General features: G+C 58.9%; 21 protein-coding genes and 1 pseudogene. 11 read left to right on the forward strand and 11 right to left on the reverse strand.

Translation table 11 applies throughout. The annotated features are described in order from the left end of the window. Positions 1-8 precede the first annotated feature (8 nt). The gene (locus tag PspS49_RS20015; RefSeq protein WP_127929137.1) at positions 9-449 is read right to left on the reverse strand and encodes a low molecular weight protein-tyrosine-phosphatase; all 441 of its coding nucleotides are present in this window, start codon (positions 447-449) and stop codon (positions 9-11) included. A gap of 293 nt (positions 450-742) precedes the next feature. Between PspS49_RS20015 and PspS49_RS20020 the strand changes: the two genes are divergently transcribed. Both PspS49_RS20020 and tal read left to right on the forward strand, forming a co-directional pair. After that, positions 743-1,699 (forward strand): cellulase family glycosylhydrolase, encoded by a 957-nt coding sequence (locus PspS49_RS20020; protein WP_160041195.1) that lies wholly within the window; start codon positions 743-745, stop codon positions 1,697-1,699. 202 nt (positions 1,700-1,901) lie between these two features. Continuing rightward, the gene (tal, locus tag PspS49_RS20025; RefSeq protein ID WP_038362268.1) at positions 1,902-2,828 is read left to right on the forward strand and encodes a transaldolase; all 927 of its coding nucleotides are present in this window, start codon (positions 1,902-1,904) and stop codon (positions 2,826-2,828) included. A gap of 189 nt (positions 2,829-3,017) precedes the next feature. Here the strand turns inward: tal and rssC are convergent, their stop codons facing one another. After that, positions 3,018-3,500 carry an anti-sigma factor antagonist RssC gene (gene rssC / locus PspS49_RS20030; RefSeq protein WP_003226553.1) on the reverse strand — a complete coding sequence of 161 codons (483 nt, stop codon included), beginning with the start codon at positions 3,498-3,500 and terminating at the stop codon, positions 3,018-3,020. After that, positions 3,500-4,681 carry a two-component system response regulator RssB gene (rssB, locus tag PspS49_RS20035; protein ID WP_016986724.1) on the reverse strand — a complete coding sequence of 394 codons (1,182 nt, stop codon included), beginning with the start codon at positions 4,679-4,681 and terminating at the stop codon, positions 3,500-3,502. The genes rssC and rssB overlap by 1 nt, the downstream gene beginning before the upstream one ends. Positions 4,682-4,956: 275 nt before the next feature. On the opposite strand from rssB, the gene PspS49_RS20040 reads away from it, so the two are divergent. Next, complete coding sequence (locus PspS49_RS20040; protein WP_127929139.1) at positions 4,957-5,256, forward strand: PilZ domain-containing protein; 300 nt, start codon at positions 4,957-4,959, stop codon at positions 5,254-5,256. A 52-nt stretch (positions 5,257-5,308) separates the two neighbouring features. Here the strand turns inward: PspS49_RS20040 and PspS49_RS20045 are convergent, their stop codons facing one another. Then, positions 5,309-5,998, reverse strand: coding sequence for a VacJ family lipoprotein (locus PspS49_RS20045; RefSeq protein ID WP_038362262.1), 690 nt, complete (start codon positions 5,996-5,998; stop codon positions 5,309-5,311). Between the two features lie 198 nt (positions 5,999-6,196). Between PspS49_RS20045 and PspS49_RS20050 the strand changes: the two genes are divergently transcribed. The 3 genes and pseudogenes from PspS49_RS20050 to PspS49_RS29885 all read left to right on the forward strand — a co-directional run. Next, a complete protein-coding gene (locus PspS49_RS20050) occupies positions 6,197-6,817 on the forward strand; it encodes an HAD family phosphatase (RefSeq protein WP_150776370.1) in 621 nt (206 codons plus the stop codon). Between the two features lie 108 nt (positions 6,818-6,925). Further along, a complete protein-coding gene (locus PspS49_RS20055; protein WP_077573823.1) occupies positions 6,926-7,189 on the forward strand; it encodes a DUF4404 family protein in 264 nt (87 codons plus the stop codon). A 64-nt stretch (positions 7,190-7,253) separates the two neighbouring features. Next, positions 7,254-7,352: pseudogene (locus PspS49_RS29885) on the forward strand (metal ABC transporter ATP-binding protein); the annotation flags it as partial. A gap of 26 nt (positions 7,353-7,378) precedes the next feature. Here PspS49_RS29885 and queF read toward each other — a convergent pair. Both queF and PspS49_RS20065 read right to left on the reverse strand, forming a co-directional pair. Next, complete coding sequence (queF, locus tag PspS49_RS20060) at positions 7,379-8,209, reverse strand: NADPH-dependent 7-cyano-7-deazaguanine reductase QueF (RefSeq protein WP_160041197.1); 831 nt, start codon at positions 8,207-8,209, stop codon at positions 7,379-7,381. 61 nt (positions 8,210-8,270) lie between these two features. Next, positions 8,271-8,804 carry a cupredoxin family protein gene (locus tag PspS49_RS20065; protein WP_150776372.1) on the reverse strand — a complete coding sequence of 178 codons (534 nt, stop codon included), beginning with the start codon at positions 8,802-8,804 and terminating at the stop codon, positions 8,271-8,273. Between the two features lie 168 nt (positions 8,805-8,972). On the opposite strand from PspS49_RS20065, the gene PspS49_RS20070 reads away from it, so the two are divergent. Beyond that, positions 8,973-9,653 carry a heavy metal response regulator transcription factor gene (locus PspS49_RS20070; RefSeq protein WP_064392816.1) on the forward strand — a complete coding sequence of 227 codons (681 nt, stop codon included), beginning with the start codon at positions 8,973-8,975 and terminating at the stop codon, positions 9,651-9,653. Then, entirely contained in the window at positions 9,653-10,999 is a 1,347-nt protein-coding gene (locus tag PspS49_RS20075) for a heavy metal sensor histidine kinase (RefSeq protein ID WP_160041199.1), read from the forward strand. The genes PspS49_RS20070 and PspS49_RS20075 overlap by 1 nt, the downstream gene beginning before the upstream one ends. A gap of 119 nt (positions 11,000-11,118) precedes the next feature. On the opposite strand, the gene PspS49_RS20080 is transcribed toward PspS49_RS20075, so the two are convergent. From PspS49_RS20080 to PspS49_RS20090, 3 genes are all read right to left on the reverse strand, one after another. After that, entirely contained in the window at positions 11,119-12,363 is a 1,245-nt protein-coding gene (locus tag PspS49_RS20080; protein WP_034156425.1) for a lipoprotein-releasing ABC transporter permease subunit, read from the reverse strand. A 63-nt stretch (positions 12,364-12,426) separates the two neighbouring features. Further along, the gene (gene lolD, locus PspS49_RS20085; RefSeq protein ID WP_162835970.1) at positions 12,427-13,110 is read right to left on the reverse strand and encodes a lipoprotein-releasing ABC transporter ATP-binding protein LolD; all 684 of its coding nucleotides are present in this window, start codon (positions 13,108-13,110) and stop codon (positions 12,427-12,429) included. A gap of 7 nt (positions 13,111-13,117) precedes the next feature. Beyond that, positions 13,118-14,368, reverse strand: a complete 1,251-nt coding sequence (locus tag PspS49_RS20090) for a lipoprotein-releasing ABC transporter permease subunit (protein ID WP_007910504.1) — start codon at positions 14,366-14,368, stop codon at positions 13,118-13,120. A 94-nt stretch (positions 14,369-14,462) separates the two neighbouring features. Here PspS49_RS20090 and PspS49_RS20095 point away from each other — a divergent pair, with 94 nt between their 5' ends. Both PspS49_RS20095 and PspS49_RS20100 read left to right on the forward strand, forming a co-directional pair. Next, positions 14,463-15,044, forward strand: coding sequence for a PilZ domain-containing protein (locus PspS49_RS20095; RefSeq protein ID WP_016986736.1), 582 nt, complete (start codon positions 14,463-14,465; stop codon positions 15,042-15,044). Between the two features lie 14 nt (positions 15,045-15,058). Next, a complete protein-coding gene (locus PspS49_RS20100; protein ID WP_007910500.1) occupies positions 15,059-15,781 on the forward strand; it encodes a glycerophosphodiester phosphodiesterase in 723 nt (240 codons plus the stop codon). Between the two features lie 42 nt (positions 15,782-15,823). Here PspS49_RS20100 and sthA read toward each other — a convergent pair whose 3' ends face one another. Together sthA and PspS49_RS20110 are read right to left on the reverse strand one after the other, a co-directional pair. Further along, complete coding sequence (sthA, locus tag PspS49_RS20105; RefSeq protein ID WP_127929145.1) at positions 15,824-17,218, reverse strand: Si-specific NAD(P)(+) transhydrogenase; 1,395 nt, start codon at positions 17,216-17,218, stop codon at positions 15,824-15,826. A 197-nt stretch (positions 17,219-17,415) separates the two neighbouring features. After that, complete coding sequence (locus tag PspS49_RS20110) at positions 17,416-18,360, reverse strand: FAD:protein FMN transferase (RefSeq protein ID WP_238786297.1); 945 nt, start codon at positions 18,358-18,360, stop codon at positions 17,416-17,418. A gap of 162 nt (positions 18,361-18,522) precedes the next feature. On the opposite strand from PspS49_RS20110, the gene PspS49_RS20115 reads away from it, so the two are divergent. Beyond that, positions 18,523-19,824, forward strand: coding sequence for an MFS transporter (locus tag PspS49_RS20115; protein WP_160041203.1), 1,302 nt, complete (start codon positions 18,523-18,525; stop codon positions 19,822-19,824). Positions 19,825-19,957: the final 133 nt, after the last annotated feature.

Raw genomic sequence — 19,957 nt, forward strand, 5'->3', positions numbered from 1 at the left:
AATATTCATCAACGCGCGAGGCGTTGTGCCCATGAGCTGACAGCATCTTCAATCAATGCATGGGCATGAATAAAAGCGGCCTTGCCTTGACGATACGGATCTTGTATTTCGCGCTCGCTCTGCCATTTACCGAGCAGAAATACTTTGCCTCGGGCATGAGAGGCAATTTTCAGCACCTGATTTACATGCTGTTTTTCCATCACCAGAATCAAATCCGATTCATTGACAATGTCGGCTGTGAGTTGCCGTGCCTGGAACGTTTCGGCACTGTGTCCGTGATCTTCGAGGACCTGCCGGGCCGAAGCCTCGACACCTTCGCCGACCCGGGCAGCAAGCCCTGCGGACGCCACGGTGATGGGCGAGGAGCCCAGCGCATTGCGCAATAACAGTTCTGCCGTCGGACTCCGGCATATATTGCCAACGCAAACAACAAGGATCTTTCTGAACAAGGTTTTACTTTCCTGTGTAATGTCAAACGGCCAACATCCCGAGAGCATTTGAATGAACCCTCAAGATCTTCCTGCACTCAGAAATAGATTCGCCCTGTTAGTACTGGAGCATTAAGTACCACAGCGTCTAAAAGTACCCCAACCACAATTAGCGGACTAAAAATAACTGTGATTTTCGGCTGTTTGATTTCCGACAAAAAATAACATTCACGCACTAAGTGCCATCATCTTGTTCGAAAACCGGGTAACGAGATCAATATTCGTAGTTGTCACTTCTCTTCGGGAGAGCAGACATGAAATCAGCACATCTCAAACGACTCGGCGCGCTGGCGCTGATGGCAATGGGTGCAACAACCCCGCTGCACGCCAGCGAAACGTTTCCAAACCTTCCGGCGAAGAACATCGGCGTTCAGGTGAAGATCCAGAACTTCACGGCTGCCGACGCCGCGCAGATCAAATCGGCCGGCTTCGGTTTTGTCCGCTTCGGCGTGTGGAGCGACAGCCTGACGGCCAAGGCTTATCAGCAACAAGTCAGCGATGCTTTTGCGGCGGCCAGGTCCGCCGGGCTGCCGGTTCTGCTGACGGTTCGCGCGATCAAACCCTTGCCCGCCGGGTCTACTGCCGATCTGGCCACGGCCGGTGAAGGCTTTGGCAAAGCGGTGACCGGATTGCAACAGTCGTACAGCGCGCAACTGGTAGCGATCGAACTATGGAATGAACCCGATCTGGAAACCTATTGGCCGACGGGCAAGTTCGACACCACGTTTGTGCCGTTCATGAGCGCGGTGTGCAAGTCGCTGCAAGGACAACCGCCATCGACGCCGGTGATCGGCTACGGTTTCGCCCGGCCACCCAGCGCAGGCTCGGCTTCCACCGTGGCACTGAACCGCATCGTCAGCGAATACCCGAAATGCTTGAGCGCCGTGTCCTATCACCCGTATGGCATGACGGCCGCGCAGATCAGCAACGCGCAGGCGTTTATTCAGCAGAACTTCCATCTGCCGGGCGTCATCAGTGAATGGGGAATCTCGGCACTCGCGTCCAACGGCGGTGCCGAAGGTCAGGCGAGCAAGATCAATGCGTTTATCGGCGATGTTAAAAAACTCAACATCCCGCTGACCTCCATCTACGAATGGAAGAACAGCGAGACGGGCAGCAATGAACGTGAGAAGAACTTCGGCCTGCTGATGTCCGACGGGCAACCGAAACCGGCGCGCATGTCGGTCGAAGCCCTGTTGAACGCCCAGTAGCACAGATACAACCGGCCTGTTCGCAGGTCGGTTGCTTTGAACCTGTTGGCTGTTTTGGCATCGTATTCATCGATAGCCCGCCCCACCTTTCAAACAATCGTTTTCAGGTTGTTGCCGCAGGGGCCATCGATACACGTACACGCCCTTGAGTGACCGTCAGCGCTCGGGTAATGTCATCAGACCCATAGGATAGAGCACGCCCATGACTTCCAAGCTGGAACAACTCAAACAATTCACCACCGTTGTTGCCGATACCGGCGACTTCGAAGCGATCTCCCGAGTCAAACCGGTCGACGCCACAACCAACCCTTCCCTGCTGCTCAAAGCGGCGGCCATTCCGGCGTACGCCGAGCTGCTGAACGCTTGCGTCAGCGACTGCAAGGGCGATGTCGGCCTGGCCAGCGACCGATTCGGCGTTGCGGTGGGTCAGGAAATTCTCAAAGTGATTCCGGGCCGCATCTCCACCGAAGTGGATGCGCGCCTGTCGTTCGACAAGGATGCCGTGCTGAAGCGCGCGCATCGCCTGATAGAACTGTACGACAAGGCCGGCATTGGCCGTGATCGCGTACTGATCAAGATCGCCTCGACCTGGGAAGGCATCCGCGCCGCCGAAGTGCTGGAGAAGGAAGGCATCCAGACCAACCTGACCCTGCTGTTCTCCTTCGCTCAGGCTGCCGCTTGCGCCGACGCCGGCGTGTTTCTGATTTCGCCGTTCGTGGGCCGCATATACGACTGGTACAAGAAGGCCAACGGCAACGACTACACCGGCGCCGATGATCCGGGCGTGCAGTCGGTCACCCGCATCTACAACTACTACAAGGCCAATGACTACAAGACCGTGGTCATGGGCGCGAGCTTCCGTAATCTCAACCAGATCGAGCAACTGGCCGGCTGTGACCGCCTGACCATCAGCCCGGACCTGATCGACAAACTGGCGGCCGACACCGGCAAGCTGGAGCGCAAACTCGCCCCGGGCAACGCCGGTGAAGCCCGTCTGAGCCTCAACGAAGCGCAATTCCGCTGGTTGTCCAACGAAGACGCGATGGCCACCGAGAAACTGGCTGAGGGCATCCGTCAGTTCGCTCGCGACCAGGAGAAGCTTGAGGCGCTGTTGCAGGCCAAGCTGTGATTTGAGTTAGGGAAATGCGAAAAGGGCGAATCCTGGTGGATTCGCCCTTTTTTATGGCTGCTGGATAATTTCAGTGTTCTTGCGACCGCTTTCGCGAGCAGGCTCGCTCCCACAGTGGGATTTGTGATCGACGCCGCGTCAGTGTGGGAGCGAGCCTGCTCGCGAAGAGGCCCGTCCGGCCGGCATCACTCAATGCCGCTCGAGGGCATTCACCAGATCATGGAACGCTTCACGATTGGAATCGTTGAGGCCCATGAGGATCTTGTGCGCTTCGAGCACTTTGATCCGCACCACTTCTTCCGACTGGTCCTGATCCGGTAGATCGTCCAGGCACTCCGGGCACGGCACCGGGTGGTTGACGATGTTGAACACCTGCTCGAACCCCATCGATTGCAGCAGACGGGTGATGTCTTCGTGGGTGGTGACGACGGTCGGCAGCAGGCCGACCTTCTGCCGCGACAGGATCGACAGTTTGGCCAACAGGCCCAACGTCGTGCTGTCGATGCTGCGGGTTTCGGTCAAATCGATCACGATCGCGTTGAAATTCAGCGCGGTGAAGATTTTCTCAATAGTCGCATCCAACGCCGAACACAGGGTCAGGCGAACTTCACCGACGAACTTCAGGACAAAGGTGCCGTCCTGCTCGGCGAACTGGATTCTACCGGTACTCATTAAAGATTCCTGCTCAACACCAACAGGGCGATATCATCCGGCATCTCCCCTAGCGTGGCCAATCCAAACACTTGCCGCAGACCATCCAGGCTGCCGCCCGCCGACTTCACCCGTTGAGGCAAAGCGGCTTCTTTTTCTTTGAGCGTAGGTTCTGGCAAAAGATCCAGAATGCCATCGGACATCAGCGTCAGGCTGAACGTCGGCGGCAGCTCAAGCACGTGGTCTTCGTAGGTGGCTTCATTGAAGAGGCCCACCGGCAGACCACGCCCTTCGAGATAACGAACACTGTCAGGCGTGTACAACACAGGCAACGGCAGATGGCCGCCGATGCTATAGGTCAACAAACCGGTCTCCTCGTCGATGACTCCACCGACCATTGTGACGTGTTTACCCAGCTTACAACTGATCAGCCCCCGGTTGATATGACCAAGAACTTCCGAAGGCTTGAATTCCGGCAATGTGCCGTTGCGCTTGGATTCGAACAGCAAGCGCGTGGTCATGAACTTCAGCAGCACGGTGACGAAGGCTGAAGAGGCGCCATGACCGGAGACATCCGCCAGGTAAAACGCGACCCGGCGCTCGTCGACACGGAAATAGTCGACAAAATCACCCGACAGATACAGCGACGGGATGATCTGGTGGGCAAACTTGAACTCGTCGATGCTCCACGGGCTTTCCGGCAGCATGTTCATCTGTACCTGGCGACCAGCGTTCTGGTCTTCCTGGAGCAGGTTCAGGCTGGCCTCGAGCTCGCGGTTGGCCTTTTCCAGCTTCTCGCGGTAGCGCTGGTTTTCCAGCAGCAGGCGCGCACGATCCAGGGCCCGGCGCACAGAGTGCTCGAGCACAGCCAGATCTTCGAGAGGCTTGATCAGGTAATCCGCTGCGCCCAGGCGCAGGGCTTCGACCGCGTCGTTCATCACGCCGGCACCCGACACCACGATTACCGGCGTCTGCGGTGACCGCTCGGTGACCTGACGGATCAGTTCGAGACCGCCCATCTGCGGCATGCGCAGATCGCAGATGACCAGGTCGGGCGTGTCTTGCTCGAATACCTGAAGACCCTGTTGGCCGTTGCTGGCCTGCAGGACGCTGAAACCACTGTCTTCCAAATAGGCCGCGAGGCTCGCGCGCACTACTTCGTCATCATCGATTATCAGCAGCGTGGCACTGGTTTTTGGCATGTGGGCAAACGGCGCCAGAATTAGGTTGGCGTAGTTGGCGGGGCATCGGGCCCTGCGCAGACTACTGGATTCGCTTTCTAGCCTCTCTGCTGCACCGCTTTCGAGCATTGGCTGCAAACGCGGTTACACCAGAGGTGCCCTTCTAAGGCGCAGACGGTACTCCCATCCGCAGAGCGTTTCAAGCATGCGCCGATGGTCGCTTGACGACTTTACTTGTCAAATCACCGAGAGTTATAAGAACAGCTCAAACCGTAACCCAATGGAAGGACGAACCTATGAGTCAAACCAGTCGGGACTACAGCGAAAAGCGCGATTTCATCCGCATGCGGGTCGATGCCGATGTCGTGTTGATTCATGAAGGGGATGAGGTTTCAGGGGTGTGCATCGACCTCTCCAGCAGCGGCATGCAGGTCGCAGCGCCGCGCCAGTTCGCGGTCGGCGACCGTTTGAGCGTGCGCATCGATTCCGAACACGCGGCGCTCAGTGGGCTTGAAGCCGAGACCGAAGTGGTCTGGATCAAGCCACAAGATGGCGGCGGCCAGAAGCTCGGCCTGACTATTCTGGAAATGAAATAGCTACACACAAAAAAGGCGACCCTGGGGTCGCCTTTGTTTTTACCGGTCGAGATTAAAAATCGTCTTCGACCTGGCCATCCTTCACTTTGAACTCGCGGTTCTGCAAGTAAGCATTGCGGATGAAGGTGTACTTGTCGCCGCTGATCAGCTTTTCGCTCGACAGCAGGCTGGCGCGGGTGTCGACGATGTTCAGACCGAAGATCGAGTTACGCGTAGGTACGTGGTCGATGTAGCGGTACATGCCGGTGTAGCTGTCGACGTATTTTGACGGTGCGTCACGCAAAGTGCTCGGCCCCATCAGCGGCAGCATCACGTACGGACCGCTACCAACGCCCCAGTAACCGAGCGTCTGGCCAAAATCTTCATCGCTGCGGTTCAGGCCCATTTTGGTGCCGACATCAAAGAAGCCGAGCAGACCAAACGTGGTGTTGAAGATCAGACGTGCAGTGTCGACGCCAGCGGCAGCCGGTTTGGCTTGCAGGATGTTGTTGGCAAGGTTGGTGACATCACCGACGTTGCGGAACATGTTGTGGATGCCGTCTTCGAGGAACTGCGGCGTGACAAACTCATAGCCTTGGGCCAATGGCTTCAGCGCGTAAGTGTCAACGAAGTCGTTGAACTGGAAAATCGGGCGGTTAACGCTTTCCCAAGGGTCTTCTTCCGTTGCCGCCTGAGTGGCGAACGGCGCCAGCAACAGGCCGGCACATACACTTAGCTGAGCGAGCGGATAGCTCCAGCGCATAGAAAAACTCCTTGGATATGTACTGTCGCGGGCATCGGGGCCCGGGCATTAAGGCCGCTAGTATAAGCGCAAAAGCCCGTTTGGGCAGTCGGCCAATTGTGCAAAGTTGTAGGACCCCTCCCACGCCGCGGTTCACATAGCCGTCACGCAACTGTCACCTTGAATGACTAGCCTTGTCGCTATTTCAGGGACGCTGCCATGACACACGCCGAAACCTTGCCCGTCGCCGCGTCCAGCCTGACCGCCGTACTGTTTGGACTCAGCGGTTGTCTGGTGGATTTCGGTGCTCGCGCTCGTCTGAATACCGTCGCCCGTCCCGAATATGCCGAGGCCACGCCGGGCGCGCTCGACAGTCTGCACAGTTTGCAGCGCCAGCAGATTCCCTGTGCCTGGCTGGATGAACTGCCCCCTGCCCTCGCCCAATCGTTGTCGGCCTCACTGCCGGCGTCAATCAAACCCGCGCAACATTCGGCAACACTCAATCCGTGGCCTGCGCCGAATGCCTGCTGGCAAGCCTTGATGGACCTGAACGTCGGTTGTCTGGACGGCTGCGTGCTGGTCAGTGGCGAACCGCGCCTGCTGCAGGCCGGCCTGAACGCCGGGCTGTGGACCATCGGCCTCGCCTCCTGCGGCTCGCTGTGCGGCCTGGCACCGGGCGAATGGCAAGCGCTGAGCCAGAGAGAACGCGAACAACTGCGTGGCAAGGCGACGATGCAGCTATTCGGCCTCGGCGTGCATTCGGTGATCGATCACTTGGGCGAGCTCGACACCTGTCTCGCCGACATCAGCCTGCGCCGGCTCAAAGGCGAAAAGCCCTGATCGGGATCATGCAGGTTTGCCGGGAGTGGATTAATCTAAAGGTCAGCCATAGACCTTTGGCGCGCGGCTGCGGTCAATGCCAGTGCCTATTGATAAAAGGAAAACACCATGCCCGCCCAAGAACTGCAAAAACAGCTCGATACCCTGCGCGAGCAGCTGGAGCAGAATCCGCCGCTGTCGGAAGTCGAACGTGAAGACCTGCGTGTGCTGATGGCGCAAATTGAATCCGAAATTCAACTGGAAAATGCCACTCAAGACGCCAGCATCGCCGATGGCGTGAATCTGGCGGTTGAACGCTTCGAAGTCGAACACCCAGCGATTGCCGGCACCCTGCGCAATATCGTCAACGCGCTGGGCAGCATGGGGATCTGATTGCCCGCCACACAAAAAAAGCCCTGCCATCGTTGGCAGGGCTTTTTCATGTCTACGATTTGCAATGCAGTCCCCTGTGGGAGCGAGCCTGCTCGCGAAGGCGTCGTGTCAATCGACATCATCCTTGAATGACACACCGCATTCGCGAGCAGGCTCGCTCCCACATTGGACATCGCACATTCTGGATCTTTATTGGCGCACCAGGCGGTGATTCGGCAGCTGTACGCTTTCGGTGCTGCGATACGGGTTGATATCCAGACCACCGCGACGCACGTAACGGGCAAATACCGTCAGCTTTTCTGGCTTCAGCAGTCGTTGCAGATCAAGGAAAATCCGCTCCACACACTGCTCATGGAAGTCAGAGTGCTGGCGGAAGCTGACGATATATTCCAGCAGACTGGCATGATCCAGCGCCGAGCCGCGATATTCCACCACCACGCTGCCCCAGTCCGGCTGACTGGTCACCGGGCAATTGGATTTGAGCAGGTGGCTATAGACCGTCTCTTCGACAACCCGCGATTCATCGCAACGCAACAGCTCCGGGCGCGGATGCTCATAGTTGCTCACGCTGATATCCAGATCATCGATGCACACGCCCGGCAGCGCCACGACGCCCTCCGCTTCAACATCCTTCAGGCTGCGAACCCGCACGCCCACCGGTTTGCCGGCGGCGGCCGACAAATCCTTGACCAGTGTTGCTTCCAATGCGGCAACGTCGGCAAACGCGGTCTGGTTCAGCGAGTTCAAATACAACTTGAACGACTTCGATTCGATGATGTTCGGCGAGTCCGCCGGAATGCTGAATTCGCCAATCGCCACCACCGGTTTGCCCGACGGCAACAGCCACGACAGCTCGAAGCAGTTCCAGAAATCCACACCTTTATACGGCAGGGTTTCGGCGGTCAGACCCAGCTCGGCCCATTTCGCGGTGCGCGGAATCGGGAACAGCAGGGACGGCGTGTACGTGGCGATGTATTCGCTGGATTTGCCCAGCGGCGAGTGTTCGGCTGCGGGATGCATGGCGGAAACCTGACTGAATAATCAGCGGATTCTACCAGCCTTTGCCCGCGCCTTTGAGTGCTTACTGACTGACAGTCAGTTTGCCGACCATGCCCGCCTGATAATGCCCGGGAATATTGCAGGCGAATTCCAGGCTGGTGGCCTTGCTGAAGGTCCAGGTCAGCTCGGCGGTTTTACCTGGCTCGACCAGCACGCTGTTGGGGTCGTCGTGCTTCATGCCATGGCCCATCGCTGCGTGATCCATGCCGGCCATATCGTGGGACATTTCCTTCATGCCGGTAGGCGTAAGCATGCCGCTTTGCTGCATCTGCAACATTTCCTGCTGGTGTCTGGCGTGCATCGACGCGTCGCCGAGGTTGAATTCGTGCAACAACTGGCCTTTATTCACCAGCACAAAACGAACGGTCTCACCGGCCTTGATCTGAATGGCTTTCGGATCAAACGACATATCACCCATCACCACTTCTATGCTGCGCGTGGCTTTGGCGGCAGGCGCTGGCTGGCCGAAGTCGTAATTGTGTGCCGGCGCGGCCCACACTGGTGAACTCAGCGCCAACAGACAGGCAGCCAACGTCAGGGATTGGCGTAAAAACATGGTCGTTCTCCAACAAGATAAGATTCAGCTTATGGGAAACTTTAGCCGGCCTGCGCTGGCATCTACCTGACAGGGAGATTACAACTTTGTCAGGTTGGCGTTTGTCGCCAGCGCTCACGGTATAAAGCTTTCGTGACTACAACACCCCCGAACCCACCCGAGTCGCCCATGAAACTGTTGATCGTCGAAGACCAAGCGAAAACCGGCCAATACCTGCGCCAGGGCCTGACCGAGGCCGGGTTCAACACCGAACTGGTGGCCGACGGCAACAGCGGTCAGCAACTGGCTTTGAGCGGTGATTACGCGCTGCTGATCCTCGACGTGATGCTGCCGGGTCGCAGCGGCTGGCAGATTCTGCAAGCGGTGCGCAGCGCCGGGCTGGATACGCCGGTACTTTTTCTCACGGCCAAAGACGCCGTGGAAGACAGGGTTCATGGCCTCGAACTCGGCGCCGACGACTATCTGGTCAAACCCTTCGCCTTCTCGGAACTGCTGGCGCGGGTGCGCAGCCTGTTGCGTCGCGGCAGCGCTACAACCCAGGAAACCAGTCTGCAACTGGCCGACCTGCGTCTGGATCTGATCCGCCGCCGGGTCGAGCGCAGTGGCCAGCGCATCGACCTGACCGCCAAAGAATTCGCGTTATTGGAGATGCTCCTGCGCCGTCAGGGTGAGGTGCTGCCGAAATCGCTGATCGCCTCACAGGTCTGGGACATGAATTTCGACAGCGACACCAACGTCATCGAAGTGGCGATCCGCCGTTTGCGTCTGAAAATCGACGACGAGTTTCCCAACAAATTGATCCACACCGTGCGCGGCATGGGTTACGTGCTCGAAGAGCGTGGCGCCTGATGCGTCGTTTGTCCCTGAGTTCGCGCCTGGCCTTGTTGTTTGCCGCTTGCACCGCTGTGGTTTCGCTGTTCGCCGGGCTGTTGTTCAACCGCGCCAGCGAGGCGCACTTTATCGAACTCGACCAGCAACAACTGGACGGTAAGCTGATTGGCCTGCGCCGCGCCTTGCAGGATCTTCAGCCTGGCCAACGTGAGGCGCGGCTGGCGGATGAGCTGAGCCGTCAGGCCGATCTGTCGTTGCGCATTACCGGCACTGACGGCCAGCGCTGGTATGACAGTTCGACGCAAATCCCCAAGGATTTGCCGCAACAATCCGGCCTGTCGACCATAAGCCATGACGGCACCGATTACCGCGTGCTCAACGCCCCGCTCTACCCGGAAAAAGCCGATTCCCCGCAACTGACAATGCTGCTGGACATCACCCATCACCAGCACTTCCTGCAACGCATGCAGCATCTGATCTGGCTGACGGTCGGGCTGTCAGCGCTGGCCACCGCTTTGCTCGGTGCCTGGGCTGCACGCAGCGGGTTGCGTCCGTTGCGGCGCATGAGCGCGGTTGCTCGTGGGATTTCCGCACAATCGCTCAACGCCCGACTGCCGGAAGCGCAAATGCCACCCGAGCTTGCAGAAATGGCCCACAGCTTCAACGCCATGCTCGCACGCCTCGACGACTCGTTTCAGCGGCTCTCGGCGTTTTCCGCCGACATCGCCCATGAACTGCGCACCCCACTGTCGAACCTGCTGACCCACACTCAGGTCACCCTCACCCGCCCACGGCCGATCGAGGATTACCGCGAAGCGCTGCACAGCAACCTCGAAGAACTGCAATGGATGGCGCAACTGGTCAACGACATGTTGTATCTGGCCAAGGCTGACCACGGTTTGCTGATGCCCAAGCGCGAGCCGCTGGAACTGGCGGACGAGACCGATGTGTTGCTGGAGTTTTTTGCGCCGCTGGCGGAGGACGCCGGGGTCAGGCTGAGTCGAGGAGGCAACGCGCGGATCGAGGGTGATCGCAGCATGTTGCGCCGGGCCTTGTCGAATTTGCTCGATAACGCGCTGCGGTTTACCCCGGTCGAGGGCTACGTGAGCTTACGGATCGTTGATCAACCGAACGCGGTACGCATTTCAGTCGAAAACAGTGGCGAAGGGATTTCTGCGGAGTTGTTGCCACGCCTGTTTGATCGATTTTATCGGGCCGATCCGGCGCGGCAGGAAGGCAGCAGTGAGCATGCAGGGTTGGGGCTGGCGATTACTCAATCCATCGTCCGCGCCCATGGTGGGCAGATTCATTGCGAATCTGAAGAAGGATGGACGCGGTTTGTGATTGAGTTGCCTCGAACCTGATCGTTCCCACGCTCTGCGTGGGAATGCAGCCCGGGACGCTCCGCGTCCCTTCCAGAGCCGAACGCGGAGCGTCCGTTGAGGCGTTCCCACGCAGAGCGTGGGAACGAGCATGGAGTCGTTTACGAATATCTCAGGGCGTGAGCCGGTTCGATCTTCGCCGCCCGCCAGGCCGGATATACCGTCGCCAGGAAGCTCAGAATAAAGCCCGCCGAGCAGATCAACAGCACATCCCCACCCTGCAATTCCGACGGCAGATTGCTGACGAAGTACACGTCAGAACTGAAGATATGCTGCCCACTGACTCGCTCGATCCAGCCCACGATCTGACTGACATTCAACGCCGCAATCACGCCCAACACGCCGCCAATGATCGTACCGACAATGCCGATCACCGTGCCCTGCACCATGAAGATCGCCATGATCTGCCGTGGCGTGGCGCCGATGGTACGCAAAATCGCGATGTCCGCGCCCTTGTCGTTCACCACCATGATCAGGGTTGCGATGATGTTGAACGCCGCCACCGCGACGATCATCAGCAACAGCAGGCCGATCATGGTTTTTTCCATCTTCATTGCGCTGAACAGGCTGCCCTGGGTGTGGGTCCAGTCGTCAGCCTTGAAATCGGCGCCCAACCCGGCAGCGATGTCCGAGGAGACTTTCGGTGCGGCGTACAGATCTTTCACCGCCAGACGCACGCTCTGCACCTGATTCGGTTCCCAATGCTGCATGGTCGCGGCATCGGCGACGTGGATCAGGCCCATCGAGCCGTCCAGTTCAGCACCAACCTTGAACACGCCCACCACGTTCAGCCGCTGCATGCGCGGGGTGATGCCACCCGGCGCAGTGCTGACTTCCGGGACGATCAAAGTGATCTTGTCGCCGACATTGAGGCGGAAACGTCGTGCGGTGATTTCACCAATCACCACGCCGAACTCGCCGGGTTTCAAGGCATCCAGACGCCCCTGCACAATGTGCTGGGCAACAATCGACACCTTGCCTTCCTGCGCAGGATCGACGCCACTGATCTGGATCGGCTGCATCAGGCCCTTATAGGAGAGCATGCCTTCCATTTCGGTGAACGGCACGGCGGCAGTCACTTCGGGGTTTTTCATTGCAGCGGCGGCGACGGGCTGCCAGTCATCGATCGGCTTGACGCCAACGATGGTCGCGTGCGGCACCATGCCGAGGATGCGCGAGCTCATTTCACGCTGGAAGCCGTTCATCACCGACAACACTACGATCATTGCGAGCACGCCGAGGGCGAGGCCGATCATCGAGGTCATCGAAATGAACGAAACGAAGCGATTGCGGCGCTTGGCGCGGGTATAGCGCGTGCCGATAAAGATCGATAACGGTCTGAACATTCGCTGGGGCACCGTATAAAAATAAAAGACCCGACGCCTTTACAGACGCCGGGTTTCAGCCAATCAGATAGGCGTGAGGCAACCTTCTTGCAGGTGCAATACGCGATCCATCTGGCGGGCCAGGTTCATGTCGTGAGTCACCACCAGGAACGCGGTGCGCATGGAGGTGCTGAGTTCCAGCATCAAATCCTGAATGCCTTGCGCGGTGTGCGAGTCGAGGTTGCCGGTCGGCTCGTCGAGCATCACCAGACCCGGCTTGTTCACCAAGGCGCGGGCGATGGCCACACGTTGACGCTCGCCACCGGACAGTTCCGCCGGTTTGTGCTCCAGACGATGACCGAGGCCGACGCGTTCCAGCAATGCCGTGGCGCGCTGACGGGCTTCGGGGATCGGCGTCTTGCCGATCAGCAGCGGCATGCAGACGTTTTCCAGCGCAGTGAATTCCGGCAGCAAGTGGTGAAACTGATACACGAAACCGAGCGCACGGTTACGCAGCAAACCACGCTTCTTCTCGCTCAGTGCCGACAGCTCTTCACCGTCGAGCCAGACGCTGCCCTTGGTCGGCGTATCGAGACCGCCCAACAGGTTGAGCAACGTACTTTTGCCCGAACCCGAGGTGCCGACGATCGCCACGCGCTCGCCCGGGTGCAACTCCAGTTGCAGGCCGGCCAGTACTTCTACCGATTCCGGGCCTTCCTCGTAGGATTTGCCCAGGTTGCGGCAGCTCAAGATTGCTTGTTCACTCATGCCCGACTCACTCATAACGTAGCGCCTCCGCCGGCTGGGTGCGCGCGGCACGCCAGGCGGGATACAGGGTGGCGAGGAAACTCAGAACCAACGCCGCGGCACAGACCATGACCACGTCCTGGCTCTGCACCTGCGACGGAAGATAATCAATGAAATACACGTCAGCATTAAGGAATTTGTGGCCGATGAGGCCTTCCAGTGCCGAGATCGCTGCGCTGACATTAAGCGCAGCGAAAATGCCGACCACCGCGCCAATCGCTGTGCCGACCACACCGATCACCGTGCCTTGCACCATGAACGTGCGCATGATCGTGCCCGGCGTCGCGCCCAACGTACGCAGAATGGCGATGTCGCCCTTCTTGTCGTTCACCACCATCACCAGCGTGGAGATGATGTTGAACGCTGCGACGGCGACGATCAGCAGCAACAGCAGGCCGATCATGGCTTTTTCCATGCGGATTGCCTGATACAGATTGCCGTGGGTGCGGGTCCAGTCGCGGGCGTAGTAATGATCTTCGCCGAGTTGCTGGGCGATGTTCCATGCCACACGCGGTGCCTGGAACAGATCGTCGAACTTCAGGCGAATGCCCTGCACCTGATCAGGCTTCCAGCGGTGCATCTTCGCCAGATCCTGCAGGTTGGTGACGCCCAGATAACCGTCGAGCTCACCGGCGCCGACATGGAAAATGCCGACCACGGTGAAGCGCTTCATGCGCGGGAACATCCCGGCTGGGGTCACGCTGACCTCCGGCGCGACAAAAGTGACTTTGTCACCGATGCCCACGCCGAGCTTGGTCGCAGCCTTGTCGCCGATGACGATGCCGAAGCTGCCCGGCGTCAAATCGTCGAGTTTGCCCTGCTTCATGAAGTTGTCGATGATCGACACATTGCGCTCGAGCGCAGGGTCGATGGCATTGAGCAGCACCTTGGACACCTGACCGTTATTGGTCAGCAGGCCCTGCATCTGGGTAAACGGCGCAACCGCCGTCACCTGCGGGTTCTGCTTGACCTTGTTGGCCAGACTTTGCCAATCGTTGATCGGCTCAGTGGATTCAATGGTCGCGTGGGGCACCATGCCCAGCACACGGGTGCGCATCTCATGATCGAAGCCATTCATCACCGACAGCACGACGATCATCACGACCACGCCAAGGGCGAGCCCGATCATCGAAGTCAGGGAAATGAATGACACAAAATGATTGCGACGCTTTGCACGGGTATAACGCGTGCCAATAAATACGAAGAGAGGTCTGAACATGTCGGGGCTTGTTCGGAGGGAAAAGGAACGTCCTTGTGGCGGGGGTCGATAACCAGCTTTACACTCAGACCACCGCCGCTACCATGGGTTCGCCATGTCGACATTAGATGAAGAAGATCGCCGCGAATACTACCGTATCGAGGACACGATCGCACTGGAAATTCGGCCCCTGTCCGCTCCCGAAGCCGCAGGCCAGGAAGTGTTGCAGGATGCTTCCCCACTGTTCAACCTGCTCAGCGAACTGCACCTGAGCGAATTCGAGTCGCAGCACCTGTTGCGCCAGATCAGCGAGCGCGATCGGGCCATCGCCGCGTTCCTGAAATCGCAGAACAAACGCATCGACCTGCTCAGCCAGGTGGTCGCCCTGACCGTGCTCGGCCATATCGGCGAGCCGCAACCGGTGATCATCTCCGAAGGCGGGATCGACTTTCAGTATCCGACGCCGATTGCCACCGGTGCACACCTGTCGGTGAAACTGGTGCTGATGCCGCAAGCGCTGGGCCTGTTGCTGCGCGCCCGTGTCACCCATTGCGACCGCAAGGGCGAGGGTTATGACGTCGGCACCGAGTTCGAACACTTGACCGACGCCCAGCGCCAGTTGCTCGCCCGCTATATCTTGCAGAAGCAGGCCCAGGAACGACGTCTGGCCCGCGAACAGAACGAATCTGGCATTTAACTTAAGGAAGCACCGTGACCCTCATCTACGGCCACCGCGGCGCCAAGGGCGAAGCACCGGAAAACACCCTGAGCAGTTTTCAGGAATGTCTCAAGCACGGCGTGCGCCGCTGCGAACTGGATCTGCACCTGTCCAAGGACGGCGAGTTGATGGTCATTCACGATCCGACCCTCAAACGCACCACGGAACGGCGCGGCAAGGTTGTCGAGCACACCGCCGCCGAACTGGTGACCTACGACGCGCGCAAGGGCGGCCCCGGCTGGATCAAGCCGTGCCCGATTCCGACGCTGGAAGAGTTGTTCGAGAAATGTGATTTCGAGCACTGGCAGTTGGAGGTCAAAAGCGCTTCGCGTACTCGCGCGGCAACCACCGTGCTGGCGATTCGTGAAATGGCTCAGCGCCATGGCCTGCTCGACAAGGTGACGATCACCTCGAGTTCGCGGGAAGTGCTGAAAGCGGCGCTGGATCTGGTGCCGGATGTGTCACGCGGACTGGTCGCCGAATACGCCTGGCTCGACCCGTTGAAGGTCGCGGCCAGCTATGGCTGTGAGATTCTCGCGTTGAACTGGACGCTGTGTACGCCGGAACGCCTGCAGAAGGCGCAGCGTCAAGGGCTGCATGTGTCGGTGTGGACCGTCAACGAGCCTGCGCTGATGCGCAGACTCGCCGACTTCGGCGTTGACAGCCTGATTACAGACTTTCCCGGTTTGGCCACTGCCACCCTCGAGAATTGCTGAAATCGGTCTCCCCGGCCGGCTCAGGCCACCGGCCGGAGCCCGTCAAAAAAGCCGGTTGAGACCGTCGTACGCCGCTACCCGATAGGCTTCAGCCATGGTCGGGTAGTTGAACGTGGTGTTGACGAAGTACTTCAGCGTGTTCAGTTCGCCCGGCTGGTTCATGATCGCCTGACCGATGTGGACGATCTCCGACGCCTGATAACCGAAGCAGTGAACGCCCAGCACTTCCAGGGTTTCACGGTGGAACAGGATCTTCAGCATGCCTTGCGGCTCGCCGGCGATCTGCGCCCGCGCCATGCTCTTGAAGAACGCCTTGCCGACTTCGTACGGCACTTTGGCCTGGGTCAGTTCCTGCTCGTTCTTGCCGATCGAGCTGATCTCCGGAATGGTGTAGATACCGGTCGGCACGTCATTCACGAAACGCCAGCTACCGTTATCAACGATGCTGCCAGCGGCCGAACGGCCCTGGTCGTGGGCGGCACTGGCCAGGCTCGGCCAGCCGATCACGTCACCGGCACCGTAGATGTTCGGTACGCAGGTACGGTAGGCCTCGTCGACTTCGATCTGGCCACGGCTGTTGACCTTGACGCCGATGTTTTCCAGACCGAGCTGATCGGTGTTGCCGGTACGGCCGTTGCACCAGAGCAAGGCGTCGGCCTTGATCTTCTTGCCAGACTTCAGGTGCAGGATCACGCCGTTATCGACGCCTTCAACGCGATCGTAATCTTCGTTGTGGCGCACGGTGATGTTGTTGTTGCTGAAGTGGTAGCTCAACGCCTGGGAGATTTCCGAGTCGAGGAAGCTCAGCAACTGACCACGGTTATCGACCAGCTCGACCAGCACACCCAGACCGCTGAAGATCGATGCGTATTCGCAACCGATCACGCCGGCGCCGTAAACGATCAGTTTGCGCGGGGTGTGGTTGAGGCTGAGGATAGTGTCGCTATCGTAGATACGCGGGTGGTGGAAATCGATGTCCGCCGGGCGATAAGGACGCGAACCGGTGGCGATGATGATGTGCTTGGCCACCAGTTTTTCGACCACACCGTTGGCGCAGACCACTTCGATGGTTTGCTCGTCGGCAAAGCTGCCGGTGCCGAAGAACACGTCGACGCGGTTACGGGCGTAGTAGCCGGTGCGCGAAGCGACTTGTTTGGAAATGACTTTCTCGGCGCTTTTCAACACGTCCGGGAAGGAGAACCAGCGCGGCTCGCCGATCGCCCGGAACATAGGATTAGTGTTGAACTGCATGATCTGCCGCACCGAGTGACGCAGTGCCTTGGACGGGATGGTGCCGAGGTGGGTGCAGTTGCCGCCGACCTGGCGACGGCTGTCGACCATCGCGACCTTGCGCCCTGCTTTGGCGGCGTTCATTGCCGCGCCTTCTCCCGCCGGGCCGGAACCCAGCACCACCACGTCGTAGTTGTAGACAGCCATGCGTACTCCTCAGAACAGGCCGCGGTGCCAGCAGCACCTACGGCTAAATCACGCCGAACGGCGGCGCGAAGGAACAATTGGGGGTCAATCAAGAACCCGGACACAGTCTATAGAAGCGTCAACGCCGCGCACATTAACCCTTGGTCGCGTCGTAGGCTACTTTTGCCTGCACTACAACGCCAGCTTTCGTATTGTTCTCAGTCAGTTTTCTTGCCACTGAGGCGTTCGAAAGCCGTGTTGGTACGGACGACAAAACCTGTATCGGCACGAATCACAAAGAATGCACCAATGTCATGTTTTTCGGCATAGTCCCAAGCCCTTTCCGGGCCGAGAATCAGCAACAGCGTCGATAGTCCATCGGCCATCAACGCTGAAGGATGAATCACCGTGACTGACGCCAGATCGTGTAGGACGGGTGCGCCAGTCCGCGCATCGAAGGTGTGGGAATAACGCCGGCCGCCCTGCAGGAAATAGTTACGGTAGTCGCCGGAGGTGGAAACGCCGTAGCCGTCGACATCGATGATGCGCTCGGCGACCTGCTGATCGTCACGCGGTTCTTCCAGAGCGATGCGCCACGATGAGCCGTCAAGCTTGCGACCCTTTGCCTTTAACTCACCCGTGGCTTCAGCGAGGTAATCGTGAATGCCCAGCGCATCGAGCCTGGCCGCGATGGTGTCGACGGCATAACCGGCGGCGATGCTATTGAAGTCGACTTCGACGGCGGCGTCTTTGCACAACTGATCACCATTGATGTGCAAGTGCTGATGACCGACGCGCGCCATCACCTCGGCCAGTGCGTCGGCACCTGGGACTTTCCCTTCGCGCCCCTGCGGGCCGAATCCCCAGAGATTCATCAACGGCTCGACAGTGAGGTCGTAGGAGCCTTCGCTTTGCACTGACAGTTGTTCGCCAACGCGGACCAACTCAAGGACCGATGCAGGCATTTTCTGACAGCTGTTCGCGGGCAAAGCGTTGAAACGCTCGATGTCCGAATCATTGCGGTAGGTGGACAACTGCCGATCGACTTCGCCGAGGACGCCCTCCACTTCACTGCGAACCTGCTTCACCCCAGGCATGCCAGCGTGACGCACGTACTTGATTGAATACGTGCTGCCCATGGTCGGCCCACCGAAATTCTCCATGGAATCGCCATTGCCGCAGCCCACCAAAAGACCTGCCAACACCACAAGCCAAAGCCATCGTCCAGTGAACAATTATTCATCTCCCTGCAAAACCGCGACGGCCATTATGAATTAAAGGATCTGCAACATCTTTATACAAAATCCAATAGTGAGTACCTGAACATGTCCTCCACCACGGGCAAAGGCAAAGCGATCTTTCGCGTTGTCAGCGGCAACTTCCTCGAAATGTTCGACTTCATGGTCTATGGCTTTTACGCCACGGCCATCGCCAAAACCTTCTTCCCGACTGACAGCGCCTTCGCTTCTCTGATGCTGGCGCTGGCGACCTTTGGCGCTGGCTTCCTGATGCGTCCGCTGGGAGCGATTTTCCTCGGCGCCTACATTGACCGCCATGGTCGTCGCCAAGGACTGATCATCACCCTCGCGCTGATGGCTGCCGGTACAGTGCTGATTGCCTGCGTGCCGGGCTACGCCACCCTCGGCGTCGCCGCACCGCTGCTCGTACTGTTTGGCCGTTTGCTGCAAGGCTTCTCGGCCGGCGTGGAGCTGGGTGGCGTGTCGGTGTATCTGGCTGAGATTGCCACACCGGGCCGCAAGGGCTTCTTCGTCAGTTGGCAGTCTGCGAGTCAGCAAGCGGCGGTGGTCTTCGCCGGATTGCTCGGCGTCGGCCTCAACCATTGGCTGAGCCCGGAACAAATGGGCGATTGGGGCTGGCGCGTGCCGTTCCTGATCGGCTGCATGATTGTGCCGGTAATCTTCGTCATTCGCCGTTCACTGGAGGAAACACCGGAGTTCCAGGCCAGGAAACATCGCCCTACCCTGCGGGAAATTGTCCGCTCGATCGGTCAGAACTTTGGCATCGTCATCGCCGGTATGGCGCTGGTGGTGATGACCACGGTGTCTTTCTACCTGATCACCGCGTACACCCCGACCTTCGGTAAGGCTGAGCTGCACCTGTCGGACTTCGATGCGCTGCTGGTGACGGTGTGTATTGGTCTGTCGAACTTCTTCTGGTTGCCGGTGATGGGTGCAGTGTCTGACAAGATCGGACGTAAACCCCTACTGCTGGCGGCGACGATTCTGGCGATCCTCACTGCCTATCCGGCGCTGTCGTGGCTGGTGGCGAACCCGAGCTTCAGCCATTTGCTGATCGTCGAATTGTGGTTGTCGTTCCTGTACGGCTCGTACAACGGCGCGATGGTGGTGGCACTGACCGAGATCATGCCGGTGGAAGTGCGTACGACCGGGTTCTCGCTGGCTTACAGCCTGGCAACGGCAACCTTCGGCGGGTTTACCCCGGCGGCGTGCACGTATCTGATTCATGTGCTGGATAACAAGGCTGCGCCGGGGATCTGGCTCAGTGGCGCGGCGGTGTTGGGGCTGATTGCGACGCTGGTGTTGTTCCGGGGCAATAAGCACGAGTTACGTACTGCGCAAGCGGCCGTGCCCGGCGGCGCTCGATAGAACGCTTTCGCGAGCAGGCTCGCTCCCACAGGGGATTTTCTAAGCGACACAGATCCAGTGTGGGAGCGAGCCTGCTCGCGAAGGGGCCGGTACTGACAACACAGCTCTAAAAGGCACACAAACAAAAACGCCC

Source organism: Pseudomonas sp. S49, assembly GCF_009866785.1.
Classification (GTDB): domain Bacteria; phylum Pseudomonadota; class Gammaproteobacteria; order Pseudomonadales; family Pseudomonadaceae; genus Aquipseudomonas.